The following is a 19496-nucleotide window of genomic DNA, read 5'->3' as shown; positions in this document are numbered from 1 at the left end:
CGTCAGATCATCAGGGTACGGCGGCGCGCCGGCAGTGCCGGCGGTTCCGCGGAAAGGGCGCCGGGCTTCGGGGCAGGCGCCACGGCATCGGTAGCGGCAGGCCGGTAGTGGCACAGGCTGTTGTGGCGCAGCGCGCGCAGCGAACGCTCGCAGCGGGCGCGTTGCGCGCCCTCCTCCAGCCCGCGCTGCATGTCCGCGGCGATGCGTTCCAGCTCGGCGCGCAGGTGCGCACGCAGCGGTTCGGGCAGCGTGGCCAGGGTGGCAAGCTGGTAGAGCACGGCGAAGTGGCGGCGCGCATCGAGCAGCGCGCGCACCAGGGTGACCTCGTCGCTGCGCAGGCCGAGGTCACGGGTCAGGCGTGCGCCGCAGCGCTGCAGGCGGCGGTCGAGCAGCGCGCAGACACGCTGGCTGAACAGCGTGGCCACGCCGGGCGTCCAGTCCACCTGGCCGGCCGCCATCGCCGCCAGGGCCTCGGCATCATGCTGGCCATCGTCAAAGGCATCCAGCACCTGGCTCCATTGCGCGTAGGTGCGGGGAACCGGCAGGGTCATCCGGCCGTAGCGCGCTTGCGCCGCACGAAGCCGGTGGCCGGGAGCAGGTCCCAGCCCGGCAGGGCGCCAGCCAGGGCGTCCGGAGCGACGGACACGGCCGGCGCGCGCTCGACCGGCAACGGCGGCAGGGGCGGTGCTTCGGCCGGCAACGGCGGCGGCGTGACAGTGGCATCCAGCAGGGATCGGGTCATGGCGGGCCTCAGGCGGTGGCGGCAAGAATGCGGCGGGTGTTGTCGTGGCCGCCCAGGGTGAACTGGTCGGGCGTGATCGATTCCAGCAGCGCGGCCACCGACGCGGACTGCGCATCGCGCGCGGCCAGGTCGCGGCGTACTTCGACCACTTCGGCAACGCAGGCCTTCAACGCCTGCTGGCTCTGCTCGCGCAGCGCGGCGAAATCGGCGCGCACCTTGGTGCGCTGCTTGTCCAGATTGCGGTACGCCATGTACACCCACAGCAGCATCACCGCCGCGATCACCATGCCCACGATGTTGCCCAGGGCCAGCAGCATCAGCAGGATGCCCAGGCCCATCACCAGCCAGTGGTGGATGCCCAGCTTGACCGAGGCCAGTGCCTCGGCCAGACGGCCGTCGATGTGCTGGCCCAGCGCGGCTTCCAGGTCGGCCTGGTTGCCGCCGTCGGTGGTGCTGCCTTCCCAGCCATCCAGGTGCAGCTGCACCTGCGTTGGCACCGCCAGGCGGATGCTGGCGGTGAGGTCGTGGTGCGCCTCCAGGATCCAGGCGCGCGACTGCGCGGTGGCAAAGCGCTGGGTGGCGCGCGAGGCGTGCGAGGTTTCCGGATGCATCGCCGCGTTGGTCAGCAGCTGGGTGAAGCTGATGCGGTGCTCCAGCGCGGGATCCTGCAGCTGGAAGCGCGACGTGGCGGCAGCGCGGTCACCGTTCTCTTCGATGATCAGGCGGCACAGCTCCTCATCGCGACGCAGCGGCAGTTCCTCCACATCGAAATGGGAGACCAGCTTGGTCAGCAGTGCATCGACATCGGCGGCCAGGCCGGCAGTCGCGCGGACCTCGCCACTGAACACGGCCTGGAAATGCTGGGCGACCGCGCCGTGCGTGGCGGTGGCATTGAGCGAGGCCTGCAGGGCCGGCCAGGTGGGGCTGTACTGCTGCAGATGCGGGTAGCGGGCGCTGTCGTCGCCGTGCGGCGTCTTCGAGCGCAGCGCGTCGATCCACTGGCTGCGCTGGCTCTCGATGAAGCCGGCGCGCTGGGACAGCTCCTCGATCCAGTCGCTGGTGCGCGCCACGCAGGTCAGCGCGGTTTCCACACCAAACACACCGGCGGCGATCGCATCGATGAGCACCACGGTCTGGCGGTCCAGTTCCACCGGGTTCTGCATGCCCAGGTAGCGGTCCATCCACTGCTGCGATGCGGCCAGGCGACCGGCGCGGCGGCTGACCAGCGCGAACAGCAGGCTGGTCTTCTCATCGTCGCGGCGGATCGCTTCGGCCAGCGCGCGCTCGGCCAGGTCCTTGTGGTCGTTGAGCCAGGCGGCCAGGGCCACCAGCGCCGGCGCAAGCCAGTACCCCGGTGCGGCCAGCATCAGGTTCTCGCTGGCGGCACGGATGGTGTCCTGGCGGACCAGCGAAATGTCGGCGGCCTGCAGGATGCCGGTGGTCTGGCGACGCACCTCGCCGTAGTGGCCGAAGCGGGTTTCCAGTTCCTGGCGGATCTTGACCTGGCGGGTCTCGGCGAGCGACAGCTCCTTGGCCTTGACGTCGGCGGCGACAAAATCCATGAACGCCTTTTCCAGGCGCGCCAGTTCGCTGCGGGTTGCGCCGACGTCGTGCTGGACCGCATCGACCTGCGCGTTCAGCGAGTCCAGATCGCGGCCGAGGGTGCGCAGGCTGCTGTTGATGGCGGACAGGTCCGCCATATGGATGATGCGTTGGGTACTCATGCCGTTCCTTCAATGATCGCGGTCTGCCCGGACTCGCTCACCGCCACCATCCGGGTGGCGTACACCTCGATGAAGGCATACGACGGATGCGTGGCCAGGACGCGGGCCCGTTCGAGCGTTAGCGGCAGCGGGTGACCTTTCTTGAAATGCTCGGTGATGCGCCCGCCGAGGTCCAGGGTGTGCACTTCGTAGGGGTGCCCCAGGTAGCAACGCCCGACAATGCCCAGCAGGCGCTCCTGGATCTCGATCGTGCCCAGTTCCTGATCGATCTGCGCGAGCAGCGCATCCAGTGCCTGGCGATCGTGCACGTGGCCGCCGGCATCGAGTTTGGCCATCGCCTGCAGGTAGGCCGGCGAGCGCTTCTGGCGCAGGCGGGTGTCCAGCGATGCGGAGGCCAGCCCGGTAGCGGCCTGCGACCGCGTCGTGGTGAGGGTCGGGGTGGTGGTGGCGGGGGTGCCCAACAGTAGATTGCGCGCCATGTCGCTGCGTCCTGCATTGCCGCGGCCGCGGCGTAACGACGCAGAAAGGTACCAGAGTCGGGCGTGCTCCGCGCGCCACATGGCGCGCGGAGCACGGGCTCACGCCGGCGACGCGTCGCGACGATGCAGCCAGCGGTAAAGCACCGGCAGCACCAGCAGGGTCAGCAGCGTGGACGACACGATGCCGCCGATCACCACCGTCGCCAGCGGGCGCTGCACTTCCGAACCGGCACCGACATTGAAGGCCATCGGCACGAAGCCCAGCGATGCCACCAGCGCGGTCATCAGCACCGGGCGCAGACGGCCCAGCGCGCCGTCGCGCACGGCCTGCGCGAGCGGCAGCCCTCCTTCGCGAAGGCTGCGCACGAAGCTGATCATCACCAGGCCGTTGAGCACCGCCACGCCGGACAGCGCGATGAAGCCGACGCCAGCCGAGATCGACAGCGGAATGCCCCGCGCGGCAAGCGCCAGCACACCGCCGGTCAGCGCCAGCGGTACGCCGCTGAAGACGATGGCCGCGTCCTTGATCGACCCGAAGGCCCAGAACAGCAACGCGAAGATGACGACCAGCGTGAGCGGCACCACGATCGCCAGGCGCCGGCTGGCCGAGATCAACTGCTCGAAGCTGCCGCCATACTCGATCCAGTACCCGTTGGGCACCTGCACCTCGCGGCCGATGGTCTGCTGCAGCTCGCCGACGAAGCCGCCCAGATCGCGGTCGCGCACATTGGCGGTGATCACGATGCGGCGCTTGCCGTTCTCGCGGTTGATCTGGTTCGGGCCCTCACTGTTGGCCAGCGTGGCCAGTTCACGCAGCGGCACGGTGCGCGCGCCGTTGGTGCCACTGGCGGCGCGGCTGGACTCATCGGCATCACCGCCGGACAGTGCGCTTTCCAGCGATACCGGCAGGTCCGCCAAGGCGGCCGGGTCCTGGCGCAGGGCTTCGGGCAACCGCACCACGATGTCGAAGCGGCGGTCGCCTTCGAACAACTGCCCGGCCACCTGCCCGCCCACCGCCGTGGCGACGGTGGACTGCACCTGGCCCGGGTTGAGCCCGTAGCCGGCCAGCGCGGTGCGGTCGGGGGTCACGGTGAGCAGCGGCAGGCCGCTGGTCTCTTCGACCCGCACATCGGCCGCGCCCGGTACCTTGCCGGCCACCGCCGCGATGCGTCTGCCCACCGCCAGCAGCGTCTCCAGGTCATCGCCGAACAGCATCACCGCCACGTCCGCACGGACGCCGGAGATCAGCTCGTTGGTGCGCATCTGGATGGGCTGGGTGAACTCGTAGTTGTTGCCGGGCAACTGCTCGACCGCGGCCTCCAGCTCGCCCAGCAGCGTCGCGCGCGGCTTGCGCGGGTCCGGCCAGTCCTTGCGCGGTTTCATCATGATGAAGGTGTCGGCCACCGACGGCGGCATCGGGTCGGAGGCGACCTCCGGCGTACCGATCTTGGAGAACACCTTGCTTACCTCGGGAAACTGCACCAGCCGGTTTTCGATGTGCTTCTGCATGTCGATGGACTGGGTCAGGCTGGTGCCGGGAATGCGCATGGCATGCATGGCCACATCGCCTTCGTCCAGGTTCGGCACGAACTCGCTGCCCAGCCGGGTGGCGAGCAGCCCGCAACCGACCACCAGCACCAGTGCACCGGCCACCATCCAGCGCCCGCGACGCAGCGAGAACGCCAGCAGCGGCTCGTAACGGCGACGCACCCACGCCATCAGGCGGTTTTCCTTCTCCTGCACGCGCCCGCCCAGGAACAGAGCGATCGCGGCCGGCACGAAGGTCAGTGCCAGCACCATCGCGCCGGTCAGGGCCAGGACCACCGTGATCGCCATCGGGTGGAACATTTTTCCTTCCACGCCGGACAGCGCGAAGATCGGCAGGTACACCGCGGTGATGATGCCCAGTCCGAACAGGCTGGGGCGGATCACCTCGGCCGTCGCGCTGGCGGTTTCCTGGAAACGCTCCTGGCGGGTCATGTCACGACCGAGCGCGTGCTGGCGTTCGCCGAAGCGGCGCAGGCAGTTCTCGATGATGATCACCGCACCGTCGACGATCAGGCCGAAATCCAGCGCGCCCAGGCTCATCAGGTTGGCCGAGATCCCGCCGCGCGCCATCCCGGTGAGGGTGAACAGCATCGCCAACGGAATCACCGCGGCGGTGATCAGCGCCGCGCGGAAATTGCCGAGCAGCAGGAACAGCACCACGATCACCAGCAGCGCGCCCTCGACCAGATTCCTGGCCACGGTGGCGATGGTACGGTCCACCAGCGCCGTGCGGTCATAGCTGGCCGTGACAGTGACACCCTCGGGCAGGCTGCGCTGGGCATGCTGCAGGCGCGCGGCGGCCGCCTGGGCCACGTCGCGGCTGTTGGCGCCAATCAGCATCACCACCGTGCCCATCACCACTTCGTGGCCGTTCTGGGTCGCCGCACCGCTGCGCAGTTCCGGACCGTCCTTGACCTCGGCCACGTCATGCACATGGATCGGCACGCCTTCGCGCCGTGCCAGCACGATGTTGCCGATCTCCTCCAGGTTGGCCACCTGGCCGGGGATGCGCACCAGGAACTGCTGGCCGTTGCGTTCGATGTAGCCGGCGCCGACGTTCTGGTTGTTGGCCTCCACCGCCTCGGCGACGTCTTCCAGGGTGAAGCCCAGCGCACGCAGCCGGGCCGGGTCCGGCGTGATGTGGACCTGGCGCTGGAAGCCCCCGATGGTGTTGACCTCGGTCACGCCCGGCACGTTGCGCAACTGCGGCCGGATCACCCAGTCCTGCAGGGTGCGCAGGTCGGTGGCGGTGTACGGCGTGCCATCGGCCTTGCGCGCCTTGGGATCGGCGTCGATGGTGTACATGAAGATCTCGCCCAGACCGGTGGCGATCGGGCCGAGCTGCGGGTCCAGCCCTGTCGGAATCTGCGATTTGACCTGCTGCAGGCGCTCGGCCACCTGTTGCCGGGCGAAGTAGATGTCGGTGCCGTCCTCGAACACCACGGTCACCTGCGACAGGCCGTAGCGCGACAGCGAGCGGGCCTGCTCCATCCGCGGCAGACCGGCCATCACCGTCTCCACCGGATAGGTGATGCGCTGTTCGGTCTCCAGCGGTGAATACCCCGGTGCGGCGGTGTTGATCTGCACCTGGACATTGGTGATGTCCGGCGTGGCGTCGATCGGCAGCTGGGTGAAACTCCAGATGCCCACTGCGACCAGCACCGTGGTCAGGCTCATCATCAGCCACCGATGGGCGATGGACATGCCGATGATGCGCTCAAGCATGACGGCATCCTCCGCGGACGGGCGGCGGCAGAACGGGATCAATGTTCATGCGACGCCCCCGCCTTGCCGATGTCGGCCTTGACCACGTAGCTCTGCTCCACCACGACGTCCTCGCCGGGCGTCAGGCCCGACAGGACTTCGACCTGCGTGGCGTCGCGCGCGCCGAGCGTGACCGGGCGGGCGGTGTAAGTGTCGGCGGTGCGCACGAACACCACGTCCTTGCCGTCCATGCTCTGCAGCGCCGACAGCGGCACTACCTGCGCGGCCGGCGTGGTCGCCACCACGATGCGCGCCTTGACCGCCGCACCAGGCCGCCACAGACCGTCGTCGTTGCGCAGCGTGGCGCGCGCCACGGTACTTTGGCTGGCGGTGGCGGTGCCGGGCAGCACGCGTTCGAGCGTGGTGGCCTGGCTCACGCCATCGGTCATGCGCGACACCGTGACCGGAACGCCGGCGGTGATGTGCTGGGTGTCGTTGCCGAAGATGTGCAGGTCCACCCACAGCGTGGACAGATCGCCGATCTCGAACAGCGGCGTGCCCTCTCCGGCCACGCCGCCGACCTGCGCCTGGCGTGCCAGCACCACACCGGCGATCGGCGCGCTGACGGTGTAGGTGGTCAGGCTGAGGTTGCTTTCAATGCTGGCCAGCACCTGCCCGGCCGCCACGCGGTCGCCGACGTTGGCGCGCAGCGAACGGATCGGGCCGGGGAAACGCGCCGTCACCTGCGCCACGCGCCCATCGACGGGGGTCAGCAGGCCCTGCACATCATGTTCGTCGGCGATGGTGCCGGCGACCACGGGCGCCACACGGATGCCGGCCTGCCCGGCCATCGCCGCCGTGATCGTGGTGCTCTCCGGTGCGTCATGGTCGTCCTCGCCCTCCTCGTGGCCAGGCTCGCCGTGGCCCGGGGCTGCGTCGGCCGGGGTGTCCTTGCCACAGCCGGTCAGGGCCAACAGGGCCAGCAGCAGGCTGGCGGCCAGGGCGGTGCGGGATGCGGAAAGGGTCATGGGCGGTCCTCCGTGGACACCGTGGAATGTGCCGGGGCATCGGCGGTAGCGACCATGCTCTGGCCGGTGAGTCGCTGGATTTCGATCAGCGCGGTCTGTGCGGCGATCGCGGCAGCGAGCTGGCGCTGCCGCGCCTCGATGCGAAGGGCCTGCAGTTGCGCCCACTCCATGTAGCTGATGGCACCGGCACGCCACGCCTTTTCGGCCGCGTTCTCGGCGCGCGTGAGGCGCGGCAGCACGTCGCTGGCCATGCGCGTGACTTCCAGCCGCGCGGTCAGGTAACGGCCGTGCGCCTCGGCCAGGGTGGCGTAGAGCTGGAGTTCGCGCGCCTCGCGCTCGATGCTGCTCAAGGCCAGTTCGGCCTCGGCCGCACGGATGTCCGGTTCGGCGCGGCGCACGCTGCCCAGCGGCAGGCTGACGCCGGCCACCAGCGAGGTATCGCGCGTGTCGCGGCTGTTGCGCATGCCGACCTGCCAGCTCATGTCCGGCCGCGCCTGGGTCCGGGCCAGGGTCAGCTGCGCCTCGCGCAGGCGACGCTCGCCGGCCAGCACGGCCAGTTCGGGGGTGCGCTGCAGTTCCTCGGCCAGTGCGGCGAAGGCCTGCAGGGCTGGCAACCGCATGGGATCGCCGGTGACGACCTCGAAGCCGGGGTCGCGCGCGCGCCACAGCGCGGACAACGCCGCGCGCGCGGACTGGTCCATCTGCCTGGCACGGTCGCGGTCCAGTTCGGCCTGGGCCAGCATCGACTGCGCGGTGAGCAGCACCGATTCCGGCGACGCGCCGGCCTGCAGCCGCAGGCGGGCCGCGGCAACCGCGCGGCGGCGCTGTTCGATGTCGGTGGTGGCGATGGCCAGTTGCTGGCGCGCCTCGGTGACCGCCAGGTAGCGGCGGGCCACCTCGGCCATCAGGTCCAGCCGCGCGGTTTCGCGTTGCGGTGCGAGTGCGTCGATGTTGGCCTGGGCCACCGCACGACGGGCGTCCAGTTTGCCGCCGCGTTCGAGCACACCGGCCAGCGTAACGGTCAGTTCGGCGGCCTGCAGGCCGCTGGCGTCGCCGCTGCCGAACGCGTTCTCCAGATCCACGCCGAGCGTCAGCGGGGGACGCAGTGCCGCCGCATCACGGCGCGCTTCCCAGAGCGGGCGCTGCGCATCGACCAGGCGCAGATCGGGATGGTAGCGGGCGACGCGGGCGATCGCGTCGTCCAGGGTCAATGCGGTGGGGGGTGACGCTACAGCCGGCGCCGTGCCCTGTGCGGACACGCACGGCACGAACGCAAAGGCAGCCAAGGCTGCCAGACGCATCCACATGGGGATTCTCCAGAAAGCGGTTCAGATGTCGGACGGCGGCACGGAGCCGCGTGGCATCAGGCCGCTATCGGAGGACGCAGCAGGCTCTCGGGCGGCTGGGTACGCAGCTGCGCGGTCAGGCTGGACGGCAGTGCGTGAGGCGGCGCGGACGGCAGCGTCCACGGCAGCGACGCCATCGGCAGCACGCCGCCGTGGCCGTGACAATGGCCACAATGGACCAGGGTGTGCAGCAGATCGCTGCCGTCGTGATCGGGGCCTTCGGCGTCGGCATCATCGGCCAGGTGCGCGGCATCGGCATGCAGGCTGATGTGGATGTCGGCCAGCGCTGACGCCGTGGCGCTGCCGAACACGCCCAGTCCCACCGCAACCAGCATCAGCAGGCGCAGCAGCAGGGACGGACGCGGGCGGGCACGGCGGAACATGGCCGCAGGGTAGCGGTCCGCTTGCCCGTTACACAATCGCAGTGCGCTGCGAAGGTTCACGTTGGCGGGGCCTGCTGCGTGCCCGCAGGCCCCGTCTGTCTCAGGTCGCGGCCTTGCGCTGGGCGATGTAGGCCTGGATCTGCCGTTCCAGCACCGGCAGCGGCACCGAGCCCTGCTTGAGCACGGCGTCGTGGAAGGACTTCACGTCGAAGCGATCGCCCAGTTCCTGCTCGGCCTGCGCCCGCAGGCGCACGATCGCGATCTCGCCCAGCTTGTAGCTCAGCGCCTGGCCCGGCCAGGAGATGTAGCGATCCACCTCGGTGGTCACCTCGTGCTCGCTCAGCGCGGTGTGGTCGCGCAGGTAGGCGATGGCCTGCTCACGGCTCCAGCCCTTGTGGTGCACGCCGGTGTCGATCACCAGGCGCGCGGCACGCCACATTTCGTAGGTCAGGCGCCCGAAATCCTCGTACGGGGTTTCGTAGATGCCCATCTCCACGCCCAGCTTCTCGCAGTACAGGCCCCAGCCTTCGCCGTAGGCGGAGATGTAGGCCGTGCGGCGGAACTCGGGCTGCTCGCCCTGCTCGGCGGCGAGCGCGCCCTGCAGTGCATGGCCCGGATCGGATTCGTGCAGGGTCAGCGCCGGCAGGTTGTACAACGGGCGCGCCGGCAGGTTGTAGGTGTTGAGCCAGTAGGTGCCCATGCCGCCGCGGCCGGCGGTCCAGAACGGGGCAATGTCCGGCGGCACCGGCACGATGGTGAAGCGCGCGCGCGGCAGGGTCATGTACTTGCCGATCACGCCATCCACGCGCTTGGAGATCCAGGCGGCGCGGTGCAGCAGTTCGTCCGGGGTCTTGGCGTAGAACTGCGGGTCGGTGCGCAGGAAGGTGAGGAACTCGGCGAAGCTGCCCTTGAACTGCACCTGCTGGATGATGCCGTTCATCTCGCTCTGGATGCGTGCCACTTCCTTCAGGCCGATTTCGTGGATCTGCTGCGGGGTGAGGTCCAGCGTGGTGTATTCGTGGATCTGCTGCTTGTAGTAGGCCTTGCCGTCGGGCATGGCTTCGGCGGCCAGGGTGGTGCGCGCCTGCGGCACGTACTCGGTGACGAAGAACGTGCGCAGCTTGGCGAACGCCGGCACCACAGCGCCGCCAATGGCCTGCCGCGCCTGTTCCTGCAGTTGCGCCTGCTCGGCGGCCGGGATGCTGGCCGGCAGCTTCTTGAACGGGGCGTACAGCGGCGACTGGGTGGGGTCCTTCAGCTCGGACACGGTGGCGATGGACACTTCGCGGCCGTCGAGCACCGCACGCGGCACGCTGAAGCCGCGCTTGAGGCCGGCGCGCATGTTGTCGGTCTGCTGGTCGAAGTAGCGCGGCACGTCGTTGAGCCGCGCGATGTAGTTGCGGAAGTCCTGCGCGGTCTTCATTTCGCGGCGCGCCATGAACGACAGGTTGGACCAGAACGAGGAGTCGGCGTTGAACGGCATTTCATAGCCGCGCAGGCGCACGTCGGCCGCCAGGTTGAAGACCTGGTCGCGGTAGATGGCGTAATTGATCTGGTTGTCGGGCGAGAGCGTCGCGGGGTCGATCCGGTCGAGCTGGGCCAGCACCGCGTCCCACACCTTCAGCCGCGCCTGCTGGGCAGCGGCGCCGACGTCGGGCATGCGGGTGGCATTGGCCGGACCGTCACCGTCTTCGCTGGCCTCGCCGCCGCCGTCCTGGCGCCACGTCCATTCCTTTTCGTAGATGGCACGGAACTGCGCATCGGCGGCATGCTCGGTGGCCAGGCTGGCAGGTGCGGCGGCCGGGGCGGCCGGCGGGGCGGCAAAGGCGGCGGCGGCAGGAAGCGCCAGGGCAAGCAGCAGGGCGGTGACGAGCGGCGATTTCACGATCAGCGGTTCCCGATGGACGGCAAACCCCGATCATGGCACTCCCGCAGGGGCCGGTGCATGGATCAAAGGTCCTGCCGCACCGCCGCAGGAACGGGGATCGACCGCGGGTCGCGGCCAACCAACGGCCGGCTCCCCCGTCAGGTCAATGCTGCGCCTTGTCCCGCTTCCAGCCGCGGTGCTGGATGTCCAGCTTGAGGCTGTACAGGGCGGTGAAGGCCGGGAACAGGTTCTGCAGCACGCCAACCGAATCCTGCTTGGCCGAGAACAGGAAATAGCTCAGCGTCATCAGGCTGCCGACCACGCTCATGTACCAGAACAGGCGTGGAATCACCGGCTTGCCGGCACGCCGGGAGGCGATGAACTGCACCAGCCAGCGGCCGCCGAACATCAGCGCGCCCGTATAGCCGATCAGCTTCCAGCCGGTCACGTGCAGGCCGGTCCAGTACAGCCAGGTCAACGGCTGGTCGAGCCCGTGCAGTTCCATCAGCGCTCTTCCACGGCGGTGCGCTTGCTGCGCGTGATCAGCCAGGCCACGCCACGCAGATCGCGGATGCCGACCAAGGCACGGCCCAGGTTGTTGTACTTGGAGACACCGGCGGTGCGGTGGCGATGGTTGACCGGCACGCTGACCGTCTTCCAGCCGGCGCGCTGCATCAGCGCTGGCAGATAGCGGTGCATGTGGTCGAAATACGGCAGGTCCAGGAAGGCCTCACGCTCGAACAGCTTGATGCCACAGCCGGTATCGGGGGTGTTGTCGCGCAGCATGCGCGCACGGATCGCGTTGGCCCACTTGCTGGCCCAGCGCTTGCTGCCGCTGTCCTGGCGGTTGACCCGCCAGCCGGCGAACAGCTTCACCTGCGGCGCGGCCGTGTCACGGGCGGCCAGCAGCCCGGGGATGTCGGCCGGGTCGTTCTGGCCGTCGCCGTCCAGCGTGGCGATCCACGGCGCACGGGCGTGCTTGACGCCGGTGCGGACCGCCGTGCTCTGGCCGCTCTGGCTGACGTGGTGCAGTACCCGCAGTTCCGGGTTGTCGGCCTTCAGGCCCTGCAGCACCGCCAGGGTGTCGTCGCGGGAGTGATCGTCGACGTAGACGATCTCGAAGTCGATCCGGCCGCGCAGCGCGGCGGTGATCTCGTCGATCAGGGGGGTGACGTTGTCGCGTTCATTGAAGACCGGGACGACGACCGACAGCTGGGGTTGGCTCATGGTCGGGCTCTGCGAAGGGCCAGGATCGAAAAAGAGCGCGCATTGTCCGCACGCAAGGTTATCTGAAGATGAATTGGGGCGCGTGTGTCAGGCGTGATCGCCGAAATAGTCGCGGCACCAGGCCACCACCGGCGGCAGGCCGCGCTCGATGGGCGTGGCCGGTTCATAGCCGAAGGCGTCATGTGCGCGCGTGGTATCGGCCATCGTGCGCACCATATCGCCAGGCTGCAGGGGCTTGTAGACCTTGTGCGCCGGACGCCCGGCCGCCGCCTCGATGACACCGATGAAGTGCTCCAGCTCGACCGGTGTGTGATTGCCCAGGTTGAAGACACGGTGCGGAACCTCCTCCCCGGACGGATGCGCCAGCGCGCCGAGGATACCGGCCACGATGTCGGAGACATGTGTGAAGTCGCGCTGCATTTTTCCGTCGTTGAACACGTCGATCGGGCGGCCCGCCAGCACCGCGCGCGAGAACAGCAGCGGCGCCATGTCCGGGCGGCCCCAAGGGCCGTACACGGTGAAGAAGCGCAGACCGGTGGCACGCAGACCGTACAGATGGGCGTAAGTGTGTGCCATCAGCTCATTGGCCGCCTTGGTGGCGGCATACAGCGAACGCGGTTGGTCGATGCGCTGGTCCTCGGAGAACGGCGGCGTTGCCGAATCGCCGTACACCGAGCTGCTGGAGGCATACACCAGGTGAGCCACGCCGCGGTGGCGGCACAGTTCGAGCATGTTGACGAAGCCGACCAGGTTGCTGTCAACGTAGGCGTGCGGATTCTCCAGCGAATAGCGCACCCCCGCCTGGGCGGCGAGGTGGATCACCCGGGTCGGCTTCACCTCGTCGAACAGCGCGGCCAGGCCGTCGCGGTCCGTGAGGTCCAGGACGCGGATATCCGCATCCGGGCACAGTGCGGCCACGCGATCGCGCTTGATCTGCGGGTCGTAGTAGTCGTTGTAGTTGTCCAGGCCGACCACCGCGTGGCCCGCATCGAGCAGGGCACGGACGGTGTTGGCGCCGATGAAGCCGGCAGCGCCGGTGACAAGAAGGGTCATGGAGAGGCGTCCCGGAAAGTTCACTGCGCCTATTGTGCTACGCCGCGCTCACCGCAGGGTCAACGGCGCTTCCTTTGCCAGCGTGGCCTTGCGTTCCTTGCTGAAGTCCCACCAGGGTCGCGGTGCCTCGCCCTGCATGAAGCGCACGATGGACAGAAAGACATCGATCACGCAGGGGTCGTGCACGACCCCGGTGCGCAGGCACAACTGCGCGTACATGTCATAGGCGTCGCGGCCGCGGACATGCGCAGGCACGCGGATGCCGATCAGACGCAGATCCTTCTCGCAGGCCGGCCCGACGTTCGGCAGGTCGGTCAGACGCAACAGATGATTGCGGTCGACCTTGGTGGGATTCATTGCAGGGGGGACATCCTCTGGCGCAGGTCGGGACTCAGCCCTTCTGTGCGCGGAGTCGTTCGAGCACGCCATCCAGCGTGTCCAGGTCGGTGTAATGGATGATCAGCTTGCCCTTGCCGCCACGGCCGTGGTTGATCGCCACGCGGGCGCCCAGCGATTCGGACAGTTCGGTTTCCAGCGATGCGATGTCGGCCTGCGGCGCACTGGCGGCCGGCTTCCTGCGCAGCGCACCGGGCACCTTGCCCGCCGCGAACTGCTGCGCGCGGTGTTCCACTTCGCGCACCGACCAGCCTTCATCGGCGGCTTCCTGGGCCAGCTTGCTGGCCAGTTCCGGCGCCAGCGTCAGCAGCGCGCGGGCGTGGCCCATTTCCAGCCGGCGGGTTTCCAGCAGCAGGCGGATGGCGATCGGCAGTTCAAGCAGGCGCAGCAGGTTGGACACCGCCGCCCGCGACCGGCCCACGGCCTGCGCGGCCTCGGCGTGGGTCAGGGCGAACTCGGTGATCAGCCGCTGCAGTGCTTCGGCTTCTTCGAGCGGATTGAGGTCTTCGCGCTGGATGTTCTCGATCAGCGCCATCGCGATGACGGTGCGGTCTTCCAGCTCACGCACCACCACGGGCACTTCGTCCAGGCCGGCCAACTGCGAGGCGCGCCAGCGACGTTCGCCGGCCACGATCTCGAAGCTGTCCGCACCGAGCTGGCGCACCAGGATCGGCTGGATCACGCCCTGCGAGCGGATCGAGTCGGCCAGTTCGCCCAGCTTGGTCTCGTCCATGTCGCGGCGCGGCTGGTACTTGCCAGGCTGCAGCTGCCCCACCGGCAGCTTGCGCAGGATCTCACCGGGCTGCGGCTCGATCACTGCGGCCGCCTGCACCTGCGTCACCGCCCCCTTCGGGCCCAGCAGGGCGTCGAGGCCACGGCCGAGGCCGCGTTTCTTGCCGAGGGCGGGCTTGGTGCTCATCAGGCGGTCTCCAGGGCCTTGTCGGCCTTATTGCGTTGTTGGTGGCGGCGGATGATCTCGCCGGCCAGGCCGAGGTAGGCGACGCCACCGCGCGAGGCACGGTCGTACCCGACGATGCTCTGGCCGTGGCTGGGCGCTTCGGCCAGGCGTACGTTGCGCGGCACGATGGTGCGGAACACACGATCACCGAAATGCTCGGTCAACTCGGCCGACACCGCATTGGCCAGGTTGTTGCGCACGTCGAACATGGTGCGCAGCACGCCCTCGATCTCCAGTGCCGGGTTGAGGTTGGCACGCAGCGCTTCAATGGTTTCCACCAGCGCGCTCAGGCCTTCCAGCGCGTAGTACTCGCACTGCATCGGCACGATCACCGAATCGGCGGCAGCCAACGCGTTCAGGGTCAGCAGCGACAGCGCCGGCGGGCAGTCGATCAGGATGTAGTCGTATTCGTCCCGGACCGGGGCCAGCGCGCGCTTGAGGCGCTGCTCGCGCTCGCCCTGGTCCATCAGCTGGATCTCGGCGGCGGTCAGGTCGATGTTGCCCGGCAGCAGGTCGAAGCCTTCCGGCGTGGTGACCCGGACGTCGGCAGCGGTGGCTTCGCCGAGCAGCAGATCGCAGGTGGACGCGGCGACTTCACGCTTGTCCACGCCGCTGCCCATGGTCGCATTGCCCTGGGAATCGAGGTCGACCAGGAGCACGCGCTTGGGTGCAGCAGCCAGGGAGGCGGCCAGATTGACGGCGGTCGTGGTCTTGCCGACGCCACCTTTCTGGTTGGCGATGGCGATGATGCGGGCCATGCGGGTGAGCCTCATCGGCAGGGAGTGGGACTGGTCATTATGCGTATATGGGGCGTGTCATGCACTGTGAGATGCGCCGCACCGGGCGCCCGAACGTCCCGGTGCGCGTGTTCGACGCACCCCGGGAAGGGCGGAGCGGCAACGGGGGCGGGCGCTGGCGCCGATGGAGCGGCGGGCGGCAGGCCACCCGGCCACGGTCACGCGTGCGGGCTCAGGGGCCGGCCACGACCACCAGATGCCGCTCGCCGGTCAGGCCCGGCACGTGCAGCGGCAGGACCTGTTCGACCGTCCAGCCGGCCGGCAGCTGGGCGATCTCGTCATGCGGGTACACGCCCTTCATGGCCAGCAGCCGGCCGCCGGGGCGCAGCAGATGGCCGCCGACATCGATGATGCCGGCCAGGGTGTCCATCGCGCGGGCGGTCAGCGCGTCATAGGCACCGGGTTCGGCCAGGGCTTCGGCGCGCGACTCGGCGACGCGGGCATTGCCCAGGCCAAGCTGGCGCACCGCTTCGCGCATGAAGCGGGCTTTCTTGCCGTTGCTTTCGACCAGGGTCACCTGCAGCTGCGGGCGCGCGATGGCCAGCGGGATGCCGGGCAGCCCGGGTCCGGTGCCCAGGTCGGCCAGGGTGCCGCGCTCCAGGTGCGGCTGCATCGCCAGCGAGTCGAGCAGGTGGCGGGTGACCATCTCCAGCGGGTCGCGGATGGCGGTCAGGTTGTAGGTGCGGTTCCAGCGGTCGAGCAGGGCGAGGTAGGTCAGCAGGGGCGGCGCCAGGGCGGCATCCAGCTCCATTGCGGCCAGGCCGCGCGCGAGCGCATCGGCCACGCCGGCCGGAAGGGTATGTTCGGTCATGGAGGGATTATCGCAGGTCGGCGGCATGGGCGACCGCGTCAACCAGCGTCCCCGCGGGCCTCACAGCGCGTGAAACGCCAGCGCCGCGCGGAAATCGGCGGCGGCCTGCCATTCGTGAAGGTGCCAGCGCGCGGGGTCACCGAGCTCGGGATCGCACCAGGCCAGATGCAGGGCGCCGTTGGCGTCCGGGGCCAGCTGCAGGCGGTGCAGGCCAAATGAGATGCCCTGCCCCTGCGCCTTGAGGATGGCTTCCTTGACGCACCACACGCGGAAGAACCACGGCGCGCGGGCGTCTTCCTCCAGGCCCAGCAGCCACGCCACCTCGGCCGGATGGAAGAAGCGCTCGATGATCTCGCGCATGCGCGGGCGCGGGCGCAGGGGCTCCAGGTCCACGCCCAGGCGCACCCCTTCGCCCAGCGCGACCAGCAGCAGGCCGTGGCTGTGGCTCCAGCCGGTGCCCAGGTGGGCCAGCGGCCCATGCAGTTCCGGGCGACCGCGCGAGTCGCGGTGCAGCGGCAGGCGGTCCGGGTCACCGCCCAGCTGCTGGGCCAGCAGCACCCGCGCCTGCGGCTCGCCACGGGTGCCGGGCACGTGCGGCAGCCGCCACACAGTGACCGGACCGAACCGCCACGGACCGTCCAGTGTGACCGGCAGGCTCATGGCTGTGCCAGGTGAGCAGGGCTGCACGACAACTTCACGGGCGTTGCCGTCAACTGGGCCGGTCGCACACGCAAACCGGGAGTCAACGCTATGGGCATCATCATCTGGCTGATCGTCGGCGGCATCGTGGGGTGGCTGGCCAGCATCATCATGAAGCGGGACGCGCAGCAGGGCATCATCCTCAACATCGTGGTTGGCATCGTCGGTGCACTGCTGGCCGGTTGGTTGTTCGGCGGTGGCATCAACGAAGCCATCACCCTCCGTACGTTCCTGTTCTCGCTGATCGGTGCGGTGATCCTGCTTGCGATCGTCAATCTGTTTACCCGAAAAAGCGTCCGTTAGCAGGTACCCACGTCGGGTGGGTATGCACGTCCCAACAAGGCCCGGCACCGCCGGGCCTTGTTGCATGGCCGGGATCAGCCCAGCTGTACCCAGGCCGGCGCATGGTCGCTGGGGCGGTCCCAGGTCCGCGGTTCGCGATCGATGCCCGACGCCAGCGCGCGCGCCTTGAGCGCGTCGGTGACCAGGGTCAGGTCGATACGCAGGCCCAGGTTGCGGCGGAAGCCGGCGGCGCGGTAATCCCACCAGCTGAACACGCCTTCCTCTTCGTTGTGCAGGCGGAAGGCGTCATGCAGGCCAAGCTGCAGCAGCTTGTTCAGCGCGCCACGCTCGGCGGTGGAGGTGAGAATGTGGTTCTCGTTCCACACCAGCGGATCGTGCACGTCGCGGGCGTCCGGGGCGATGTTGAAGTCGCCCATCACCACCAGCTCGGGGTAGCGCTGCAGTTCGTCGGCCACCCAGGCGTGTACCGCCTCGAGCCAGCGCAGCTTGTAGGCGTACTTGTCGGTGCCCACGTCCTGGCCGTTGACCACGTACAGGTTGATGATGCGCACGCCGTTGACGGTGCCGGCGATCGCGCGCTTCTGCTCGTCCTCGAAGCCGGGAATGCCGATCTGCACGTCCTGCGCCGGCTCGCGCGAGAGCAGCGCGACACCGTTGTAGGTCTTCTGCCCGGCAAACACGCTGCGGTAGCCCAGCCCGGCCAGCACCGCGTCGGGGAACTTGTGGTCCTCCATCTTGGTTTCCTGGATGCCGACCACGTCCGGTGAGAACGTGGTGAGCCATTGTTCCAGGTGCGGCAGGCGCACATTGAGTGAGTTGACGTTCCAGGAGGCGATTTTCATGGCGCCATTCTACCCGGGTACTGCCGGCTGCCGGCCGCCGGCCGGCATCAGCGCACCAGCGCCCTGAGCATGCCGGCGATCTTCGCGTACGGCGGCTTGAGCAGATCGCTGGCCGCCCAGCGCGACTGCCACAGGACCGGCAGCTGCTTGCTCATCGCATCGAAACCGGCGCGGGCGTGGTACGCCCCCATGCCGCTGGGCCCGACACCGCCAAACGGCAGGCCGTTGATGGCGAAGTGCAGGAGCGTGTCGTTGACGGTGACGCCGCCGGCCACGATCTGGTCGAGCACCCGCTCGACCGTGTCGCGCTGCTGGCTGAAGACGTACAGCGCCAGCGGCCGGTCGCGCGCCTGCACCCCGGCCAGCGCCGCGTCCAGATCCGGATAGGCGCACACCGGCAGGATCGGGCCGAAGATCTCCTCCTGCATCAGGTCCAGGTCGGCCGGCGGATCGAGCACGATGGTCGGCACGATCAGGCGCTCGCGCTCGGCCCGTGCCGGATCGACACTGGCCAGTTCGATCACCGGCACGCCGCGGGCGCGGGCCTGTTCCAGATACCCACGCAGGCGCTGGTACTGGCCGGCATGGATGATCCGGGTGTAATCGGAGGGATCGCTGAAATCGCCGTAACGCGCGCGCACCTGGGTCTGCAGCTGCTGCACCAGCTCACGCTGGCGGCGACCGTCGATGAGGATGTAATCCGGCGCTATGCAGGTCTGGCCGGCATTGAACCACTTGCCGGTGGCCAGCCGCGCGGCGGCCTTGTCCAGCGGGTAATCGCTGCACACGATCGCCGGCGACTTGCCCCCCAGTTCCAGGGTCAGCGGGGTCAGATGCTGCGCGGCGGCAGCCATGACCTTGCGACCGACGGCGGTGGAACCGGTGAAGACCAGATGGTCCAGCGGCGAGCCAGCCAGCGCAGACGCCAGTTCCGCGTCGCCCTGTACCACCGCCACACGGTGGGCCGGAAACACCTGGGCCAGCAGGTCCTGCAGGAACGCGCTGGTGCGCGGCGTGTGCTCGGAGGGTTTGAGGATGACGTGGTTACCCGCCGCGATGGCGGTGGCCAATGGAATCAGCGCCAGGTTCACCGGGTAGTTCCACGGCGAGATCACCCCGACCACGCCCAGCGGCACCGGACGGGTCTGCGCGCGCGCCGGCCAGAAGCGCCAGCCCACGCCGACCCGGCGCGGGCGCATCCAGCCGCGCAGGTGCCGCAGCAGGTGGTCGATCTCGTTGAGCACGGTCATGCCATCGGCGATCAGCGACTCATGGGTGGAGCGGTGGCCGAAGTCGGCCGAGATCGCCTCGGCCATCTGCGGCAGCCGGGCCTTCAGGGCTGCACGCAGGCGCTGCAGGTCGTCCCGGCGCTGGTCCAGCGACGGACGATTGGCCTGCCAGGCGCTGCGCAGGACGTTCAGGAGCGCCGGAAGCGCGGCGGGATCGGTATGGGTATCGCTCATGCCGCGACTATAGCGGCAGCCTGCGTGACGGCGGAGCGCTGTGCGCGGTTGCCGGCCAGCGGCCGGTCCTGCCGGGAAACGGACAGGGCCGCGATTCGCATCGCGGCCCTGTCCTCACGCCGTGGG

At 69.1% G+C, this 19496-nt stretch carries 19 protein-coding genes and 1 pseudogene; 1 reads left to right on the top strand and 19 read right to left on the bottom strand.

The genetic code is table 11. The features are described from left to right. Nucleotides 1-2 precede the first annotated feature (2 nt). The 17 genes and pseudogenes from ACPEH8_RS16965 to ACPEH8_RS16885 all read right to left on the bottom strand — a co-directional run bounded on the left by ACPEH8_RS16965 (nt 3) and on the right by ACPEH8_RS16885 (nt 16723). On the bottom strand, nt 3-551 hold the full coding sequence (locus ACPEH8_RS16965) for a hypothetical protein (RefSeq protein ID WP_262072086.1): 549 nt from the start codon (nt 549-551) through the stop codon (nt 3-5). After that, a complete protein-coding gene (locus ACPEH8_RS16960; protein ID WP_136006440.1) occupies nt 548-742 on the bottom strand; it encodes a hypothetical protein in 195 nt (64 codons plus the stop codon). Before ACPEH8_RS16960 ends, ACPEH8_RS16965 begins: the two co-directional genes overlap by 4 nt. An 8-nt stretch (nt 743-750) precedes the next feature. Then, nucleotides 751-2466, bottom strand: a complete 1716-nt coding sequence (locus ACPEH8_RS16955) for a hypothetical protein (RefSeq protein WP_313275630.1) — start codon at nt 2464-2466, stop codon at nt 751-753. Beyond that, complete coding sequence (locus tag ACPEH8_RS16950; RefSeq protein ID WP_017356333.1) at nt 2463-2945, bottom strand: hypothetical protein; 483 nt, start codon at nt 2943-2945, stop codon at nt 2463-2465. Before ACPEH8_RS16950 ends, ACPEH8_RS16955 begins: the two co-directional genes overlap by 4 nt. A gap of 99 nt (nt 2946-3044) precedes the next feature. Continuing rightward, the gene (locus tag ACPEH8_RS16945) at nt 3045-6218 is read right to left on the bottom strand and encodes an efflux RND transporter permease subunit (protein WP_423667575.1); all 3174 of its coding nucleotides are present in this window, start codon (nt 6216-6218) and stop codon (nt 3045-3047) included. A 38-nt stretch (nt 6219-6256) separates the two neighbouring features. Continuing rightward, nucleotides 6257-7066 (bottom strand): annotated as a pseudogene (locus tag ACPEH8_RS16940) (efflux RND transporter periplasmic adaptor subunit); the annotation flags it as partial. Between the two features lie 155 nt (nt 7067-7221). Next, entirely contained in the window at nt 7222-8532 is a 1311-nt protein-coding gene (locus ACPEH8_RS16935; protein WP_423667572.1) for a TolC family protein, read from the bottom strand. Nucleotides 8533-8588: 56 nt separating this feature from the next. Then, complete coding sequence (locus ACPEH8_RS16930; protein WP_136006449.1) at nt 8589-8954, bottom strand: DUF2946 family protein; 366 nt, start codon at nt 8952-8954, stop codon at nt 8589-8591. 100 nt (nt 8955-9054) lie between these two features. Further along, nucleotides 9055-10839 carry a DUF885 domain-containing protein gene (locus ACPEH8_RS16925; RefSeq protein WP_153165122.1) on the bottom strand — a complete coding sequence of 595 codons (1785 nt, stop codon included), beginning with the start codon at nt 10837-10839 and terminating at the stop codon, nt 9055-9057. 145 nt (nt 10840-10984) lie between these two features. Then, on the bottom strand, nt 10985-11326 hold the full coding sequence (locus tag ACPEH8_RS16920) for a lipid-A-disaccharide synthase N-terminal domain-containing protein (RefSeq protein WP_017357131.1): 342 nt from the start codon (nt 11324-11326) through the stop codon (nt 10985-10987). Next, nucleotides 11326-12048, bottom strand: coding sequence for a glycosyltransferase family 2 protein (locus ACPEH8_RS16915; RefSeq protein ID WP_017357132.1), 723 nt, complete (start codon nt 12046-12048; stop codon nt 11326-11328). The genes ACPEH8_RS16920 and ACPEH8_RS16915 overlap by 1 nt, the downstream gene beginning before the upstream one ends. A gap of 87 nt (nt 12049-12135) precedes the next feature. After that, nucleotides 12136-13101 carry an NAD-dependent epimerase/dehydratase family protein gene (locus ACPEH8_RS16910; protein WP_017357133.1) on the bottom strand — a complete coding sequence of 322 codons (966 nt, stop codon included), beginning with the start codon at nt 13099-13101 and terminating at the stop codon, nt 12136-12138. A 48-nt stretch (nt 13102-13149) separates the two neighbouring features. Beyond that, a complete protein-coding gene (locus tag ACPEH8_RS16905; protein ID WP_017357134.1) occupies nt 13150-13458 on the bottom strand; it encodes a helix-hairpin-helix domain-containing protein in 309 nt (102 codons plus the stop codon). A gap of 34 nt (nt 13459-13492) precedes the next feature. After that, the gene (locus ACPEH8_RS16900) at nt 13493-14416 is read right to left on the bottom strand and encodes a ParB/RepB/Spo0J family partition protein (RefSeq protein ID WP_017357135.1); all 924 of its coding nucleotides are present in this window, start codon (nt 14414-14416) and stop codon (nt 13493-13495) included. Beyond that, the gene (locus ACPEH8_RS16895; protein ID WP_017357136.1) at nt 14416-15213 is read right to left on the bottom strand and encodes a ParA family protein; all 798 of its coding nucleotides are present in this window, start codon (nt 15211-15213) and stop codon (nt 14416-14418) included. Before ACPEH8_RS16895 ends, ACPEH8_RS16900 begins: the two co-directional genes overlap by 1 nt. 211 nt (nt 15214-15424) lie before the next feature. After that, entirely contained in the window at nt 15425-16063 is a 639-nt protein-coding gene (gene rsmG, locus ACPEH8_RS16890; RefSeq protein ID WP_153165125.1) for a 16S rRNA (guanine(527)-N(7))-methyltransferase RsmG, read from the bottom strand. 60 nt (nt 16064-16123) lie between these two features. Further along, a complete protein-coding gene (locus tag ACPEH8_RS16885) occupies nt 16124-16723 on the bottom strand; it encodes a 4'-phosphopantetheinyl transferase family protein (RefSeq protein ID WP_136006459.1) in 600 nt (199 codons plus the stop codon). 90 nt (nt 16724-16813) lie between these two features. Between ACPEH8_RS16885 and ACPEH8_RS16880 the strand changes: the two genes are divergently transcribed. Next, a complete protein-coding gene (locus ACPEH8_RS16880; protein ID WP_136006461.1) occupies nt 16814-17065 on the top strand; it encodes a GlsB/YeaQ/YmgE family stress response membrane protein in 252 nt (83 codons plus the stop codon). A 74-nt stretch (nt 17066-17139) separates the two neighbouring features. Here the strand turns inward: ACPEH8_RS16880 and xth are convergent, their stop codons facing one another. Further along, on the bottom strand, nt 17140-17907 hold the full coding sequence (xth, locus tag ACPEH8_RS16875; protein ID WP_136006462.1) for an exodeoxyribonuclease III: 768 nt from the start codon (nt 17905-17907) through the stop codon (nt 17140-17142). A 47-nt stretch (nt 17908-17954) separates the two neighbouring features. After that, nucleotides 17955-19370: a coniferyl aldehyde dehydrogenase gene (locus tag ACPEH8_RS16870; RefSeq protein WP_017356016.1), complete on the bottom strand. Its 1416-nt coding sequence runs from the start codon at nt 19368-19370 to the stop codon at nt 17955-17957. Between the last annotated feature and the right edge of the window lie 126 nt (nt 19371-19496).

The organism is Stenotrophomonas sp. NPDC077461 (assembly GCF_049545475.1).
Lineage (GTDB): Bacteria > Pseudomonadota > Gammaproteobacteria > Xanthomonadales > Xanthomonadaceae > Stenotrophomonas > Stenotrophomonas nematodicola.
Note: the sequence above shows the minus strand (reverse complement) of the source record. Positions and strands in the feature narration are given on the sequence as shown.

What these genes read in the sequence shown, in the direction of transcription:
- ACPEH8_RS16965 (WP_262072086.1), bottom strand. Translation starts at nt 551, where the DNA reads ATGACCCTGCCGGTTCCCCGCACCTACGCGCAATGGAGCCAGGTGCTG.
- ACPEH8_RS16960 (WP_136006440.1), bottom strand. Translation starts at nt 742, where the DNA reads ATGACCCGATCCCTGCTGGATGCCACTGTCACGCCGCCGCCGTTGCCG.
- ACPEH8_RS16955 (WP_313275630.1), bottom strand. Translation starts at nt 2,466, where the DNA reads ATGAGTACCCAACGCATCATCCATATGGCGGACCTGTCCGCCATCAAC.
- ACPEH8_RS16950 (WP_017356333.1), bottom strand. Translation starts at nt 2,945, where the DNA reads ATGGCGCGCAATCTACTGTTGGGCACCCCCGCCACCACCACCCCGACC.
- ACPEH8_RS16945 (WP_423667575.1), bottom strand. Translation starts at nt 6,218, where the DNA reads ATGCTTGAGCGCATCATCGGCATGTCCATCGCCCATCGGTGGCTGATG.
- ACPEH8_RS16935 (WP_423667572.1), bottom strand. Translation starts at nt 8,532, where the DNA reads ATGTGGATGCGTCTGGCAGCCTTGGCTGCCTTTGCGTTCGTGCCGTGC.
- ACPEH8_RS16930 (WP_136006449.1), bottom strand. Translation starts at nt 8,954, where the DNA reads ATGTTCCGCCGTGCCCGCCCGCGTCCGTCCCTGCTGCTGCGCCTGCTG.
- ACPEH8_RS16920 (WP_017357131.1), bottom strand. Translation starts at nt 11,326, where the DNA reads ATGGAACTGCACGGGCTCGACCAGCCGTTGACCTGGCTGTACTGGACC.
- ACPEH8_RS16915 (WP_017357132.1), bottom strand. Translation starts at nt 12,048, where the DNA reads ATGAGCCAACCCCAGCTGTCGGTCGTCGTCCCGGTCTTCAATGAACGC.
- ACPEH8_RS16910 (WP_017357133.1), bottom strand. Translation starts at nt 13,101, where the DNA reads ATGACCCTTCTTGTCACCGGCGCTGCCGGCTTCATCGGCGCCAACACC.
- ACPEH8_RS16905 (WP_017357134.1), bottom strand. Translation starts at nt 13,458, where the DNA reads ATGAATCCCACCAAGGTCGACCGCAATCATCTGTTGCGTCTGACCGAC.
- ACPEH8_RS16900 (WP_017357135.1), bottom strand. Translation starts at nt 14,416, where the DNA reads ATGAGCACCAAGCCCGCCCTCGGCAAGAAACGCGGCCTCGGCCGTGGC.
- ACPEH8_RS16895 (WP_017357136.1), bottom strand. Translation starts at nt 15,213, where the DNA reads ATGGCCCGCATCATCGCCATCGCCAACCAGAAAGGTGGCGTCGGCAAG.
- rsmG (WP_153165125.1), bottom strand. Translation starts at nt 16,063, where the DNA reads ATGACCGAACATACCCTTCCGGCCGGCGTGGCCGATGCGCTCGCGCGC.
- ACPEH8_RS16885 (WP_136006459.1), bottom strand. Translation starts at nt 16,723, where the DNA reads ATGAGCCTGCCGGTCACACTGGACGGTCCGTGGCGGTTCGGTCCGGTC.
- ACPEH8_RS16880 (WP_136006461.1), top strand. Translation starts at nt 16,814, where the DNA reads ATGGGCATCATCATCTGGCTGATCGTCGGCGGCATCGTGGGGTGGCTG.
- xth (WP_136006462.1), bottom strand. Translation starts at nt 17,907, where the DNA reads ATGAAAATCGCCTCCTGGAACGTCAACTCACTCAATGTGCGCCTGCCG.
- ACPEH8_RS16870 (WP_017356016.1), bottom strand. Translation starts at nt 19,370, where the DNA reads ATGAGCGATACCCATACCGATCCCGCCGCGCTTCCGGCGCTCCTGAAC.